The organism is Actinosynnema sp. NPDC023658, assembly GCF_040639995.1.
GTDB lineage: Bacteria > Actinomycetota > Actinomycetes > Mycobacteriales > Pseudonocardiaceae > Actinosynnema.
Map to the genome: position 1 here is coordinate 1 of NZ_JBFAAX010000571.1, position 3,682 is coordinate 3,682.

At 70.1% G+C, this 3,682-nt stretch carries 4 protein-coding genes; 1 reads left to right on the plus strand and 3 read right to left on the minus strand.

The window, feature by feature from the left end; all coding sequences use genetic code 11:
- Positions 1-250 (plus strand): SpoIIE family protein phosphatase (locus AB0G02_RS31310; protein ID WP_360801226.1); only part of this gene is annotated, 250 nt, incomplete at its 5' end.
- On the opposite strand, the gene AB0G02_RS31315 is transcribed toward AB0G02_RS31310, so the two are convergent.
- The 3 genes from AB0G02_RS31315 to AB0G02_RS31325 form a co-directional block, all read right to left on the minus strand.
- Entirely contained in the window at positions 244-1,494 is a 1,251-nt protein-coding gene (locus tag AB0G02_RS31315) for an arginine deiminase (RefSeq protein ID WP_360801229.1), read from the minus strand. The two genes, AB0G02_RS31310 and AB0G02_RS31315, sit on opposite strands and share 7 nt — an antisense overlap.
- A gap of 15 nt (positions 1,495-1,509) precedes the next feature.
- Positions 1,510-2,949 (minus strand): basic amino acid/polyamine antiporter, encoded by a 1,440-nt coding sequence (locus tag AB0G02_RS31320; RefSeq protein ID WP_360801232.1) that lies wholly within the window; start codon positions 2,947-2,949, stop codon positions 1,510-1,512.
- A gap of 13 nt (positions 2,950-2,962) precedes the next feature.
- Positions 2,963-3,682, minus strand: a 720-nt coding sequence (locus AB0G02_RS31325; RefSeq protein ID WP_360801235.1) for a Na+/H+ antiporter NhaC family protein, incomplete at its 5' end; no start/stop codon positions are given.

Genomic DNA, 3,682 nt, shown 5'->3' on the forward strand with positions numbered 1-3,682 from the left:
CCGCCGGGCCCACGACCTCGAACTGCCACCCGGTGCGCTGCTCGCGCTGTACACCGACGGTCTGGTGGAACGCCGCGGGCAGGACCTGGACGCCCGGCTGGAGGCGCTGCGGCAGGTCGTGCGCCCGGTCGCGCCGGAGACGGCCTGCGCCCGGATCATGGCCGACCTGGTCGGTGACCGGCCCGCGAACGACGACATCGCGCTGGTGACGATCCGGCGCGGCCCCGACCCGGCCGCACCGGGTCAGTAGTCGACCGCGTCCCGGGTGATCGGGCACGTCATGCAGTGGCCGCCACCGCGGCCCCGGCCCAGCTCGGCGCCGACGATGGTGATCACCTCGATGCCGGCCTTGCGCAGCTCGGAGTTCGTGTGGGTGTTGCGGTCGTAGGCGACGACCACACCCGGCTCCAGGGCGACCAGGTTGTTGCCGCTGTCCCACTGGGCGCGCTCGGAGGCGTAGGCGTTGCCGCCGGTCTCCACGATGCGCAGCTTCGGCAGGTTCAGGGCCTCCGCGACCACGTCGACGAAGGGCAGCTTCTCCTCCGTCACCTCGATCGGGTCGCCGGGGCGCAGGGTGAACGGGTGGATGCCGTCGACGATGTCCGGGAACGTCGTCACGCAGTCGCGGTCGGCGAAGGTGAAGATCGTGTCCAGGTGCATCGCCGAGCGCAGCTTCGGCATGCCCGCGACGATCACCCGCTCGGCGGCGCCCTGCTCGAACAGCGAGGCGGCGAGCTGCGTGATGGCCTGGCGGGACGACCGCTCGCTCATCCCGACCAGCACCACGCCGTTGCCGACCGGCATGACGTCGCCGCCCTCCAGCGTGGACAGCCCCCAGTCCCGCTCCGGGTCGCCCCACCAGACGGTCGAGCCGACGAAGTCCGGGTGGAACTCGTAGATCGCCTTCATCAGCAGCGTCTCGTCGTGCCTGGCCGGCCAGTACAGGGGGTTCAGGGTCACGCCGCCGTAGAGCCAGCAGGTCGTGTCGCGGGTGTAGAGCGTGTTGGGCAGCGGCGGCATCAGGTACTCGGGCACACCGGTCGACTCCCGGGCCAGCGCCAGGTAACCCGGCCGGAAGTCCGACGGCAGGTCCGCGGTGGACAGCCCGCCGACCAGGTACTCGGCCAGCCTGCGGTGCTCCAGGTCCTCCAGGAACGCCCGCGTGTCCGCGACCAGGCCGATCCCGACCTCGTTGGCGACGATCTTGCGGTCGAGCAGCCAGGTCTTCGCGCCCGGCACGTCGAGCGTCTCGGCCAGCAGGTTGTGCAGCTCGACGACCTCCACCCCGCGCTCGCGCATCTTGGCCATGAAGTCGAAGTGGTCGCGGCGGGCGTTCTGCACCCACATCACGTCGTCGAACAGCAGGGCGTCGCAGTTCGTCGGCGTCAGCCTGGTGTGGGCGAGGCCGGGCGCGCAGACCAGCACCTTGCGCAGCGCGCCGACCTCGGAGTGCACGCCGTACGCCGCGGACGGGCGCTGGGCCGTGTCGGTCATGTGCTTGTCCCTCCGTTAGATGACGATCAGGCCGGTGACCAGACCGACGACACCGAGCACGGCCAGGACGACCGCGAGGACGAACAGGGCCAGCTCGCCGGTGGAGAACACGCGCCTGCCCCGTTCCCGCCGTGCCATCACGAACAGGACGGTCCCGGGCGCGTAGATGATGAACGACAGCAGCAGGAACTCGATCCCGGCCGCGAAGATCAGGAACAGGGTGTAGACGACCGCGACGTCCGCGACCGCGACCTCCTTGCGGCGACCGCCGGGGTCGTCGTCGTAGGTCTCGCCGCGGACGCCGAGCCGCAGCGCGTACCCGGCGGCCAGCGCGTACGGGATCAGGGACAGCGAGCTGCACAGCTTGAGGGTGAACGTGAAGGCGTCGTCGGAGAACAGGGTGACGACCAGCACCACCGAGACCAGCGTGCTGGTCATCACCAGCGCCGCGATCGGCACGCCGTGGCGGTTCTCGCGCTTGAGGAAGCGCGGCATGTCGTCGTCCTTCGCGGCGACGAACAGCACCTCGGCCGCCATCAACGTCCACGCCAGGTAGGCGCCGAGCACCGAAATGATCAGGCCGATGCCGATGAACGCCGAGCCCCAGGCGCCCACCACGGACTCCAGCACGCCCATCATCGACGGCTGGCGCAGGCCCGCCAGGTCCTCCTGGGGCAGTGCGCCGTAGGACAGCAGCGTCACCGACGCGAACAGCGCCAGCACGCTGAGGAAGCCGAGCACCGTCGCCCGGCCGACGTCGGTGCGCTTGCGGGCGTACCGGGAGTAGACGCTCGCGCCCTCGACGCCGAGGAACACGAACACCGTCACCAGCATCGTGGACCGCACCTGCTCGAACAGCGCCCCGCCCGACGGGTCCGAGCCGCCCCAGACGTTGGCCGAGAAGACACCGGACCGCAGCGTGACGGCGAGGATCACCACGAACGTCAGGATCGGCAGCAGCTTGGCGATCGTGACGATCCGGTTGATCGCCGCCGCCTCCTTGACGCCGCGGCTGATCAGGTAGTGGAACGCCCACACGCAGACGATCGACACGCCCACCGCGATCAGCGTGTCACCCTCGCCCAGGCCGGGGATCACCGTGCCGAGGGTCGACTTGATCAGCACCCAGTAGCTCGTGTTGCCCACGCACGCGCTGGCCCAGTAGCCGAACGCGGAGAAGAAGCCGGGGAACTCGCCGAACCCGGCCTTCGCGTAGGCGTACACCCCCGCGTCGAGCTCGGGCTTGCGCACGGCGAGGGTCTGGAACACGAACGCCAGCATGAGCATGCCGACGCCCGCCACCGCCCACGCGATCGCCGCCCCGAGCACGCCGGTCGCCTGCGCGAAGTTGCGCGGCAACGAGAACACGCCCGCGCCGACCATCGACCCGACCACCATGGCGGTCAAGGTCATCAACGGCAGCTGCTGCGACTTCTTGGCCTGGGTCACCGTCATCGACGTCATCCCCTCACGGGTCGGCGGGTTCCGCGCCCGCAGGCGGAACCTTCTCGATCCGGAAATCGGTGAACCCGTAGACCACGCTCAGCAGCGGGCTGGCGATGTTGAAGAAGCAGAACGGCAGGTACAGCAGCGTCGGCACGCCCAGCACGGCCCCCATGAAGGCGCCGCACGAGTTCCACGGCACCAACGGCGAGGTCACCGTGCCGCTGTCGGCGGTCAGCCGCGACAGGTTCGTCGGCGCGAGCCCGCGCTTGGCGAACTCCGCCTGGAAGACCTTGGCCGGCAGCACCAGCGCGATGTACTGGTCGCCCGCCACGATGTTCAGCCCGAACGCGGTGGCGAACACCGTGACGAACAGCCTGCCGGTGCTCTCCGCCGCGCGGATCAGCGGCTCGATCAGGCGGGTGATCAGCCCGAACTCCTCCAGCACGGTGCCGAACGTCACCGCCCCGATGATCAGCCAGAGGGTGAGCAGCATGCTGTCCATGCCGCCGCGCGACAGCAGCCGGTCGACCTCCCCGATGCCCGAGTCCATCGAGAAACCCGTGGCCAGCGCCTGCCACACGCCCTGGACCCCGGTCCGCACCGGGTCCAGGCCGGGACGGGCGACGAAGTCGCGCACGACGCCGTGCTGGAGGAACGCACCGACGACACCCGCGAACAACGCCGAGGTCATCAGCGCCAGCGAGGCGGGGACCTTGCGGATCGAGAGCACCACCAGCAGCAC

Bases quoted from the DNA above. Each gene is read 5' to 3' on its own strand.
- AB0G02_RS31315 (WP_360801229.1), bottom strand. From the start codon at position 1,494: ATGACCGACACGGCCCAGCGCCCGTCCGCGGCGTACGGCGTGCACTCC.
- AB0G02_RS31320 (WP_360801232.1), bottom strand. From the start codon at position 2,949: ATGACGGTGACCCAGGCCAAGAAGTCGCAGCAGCTGCCGTTGATGACC.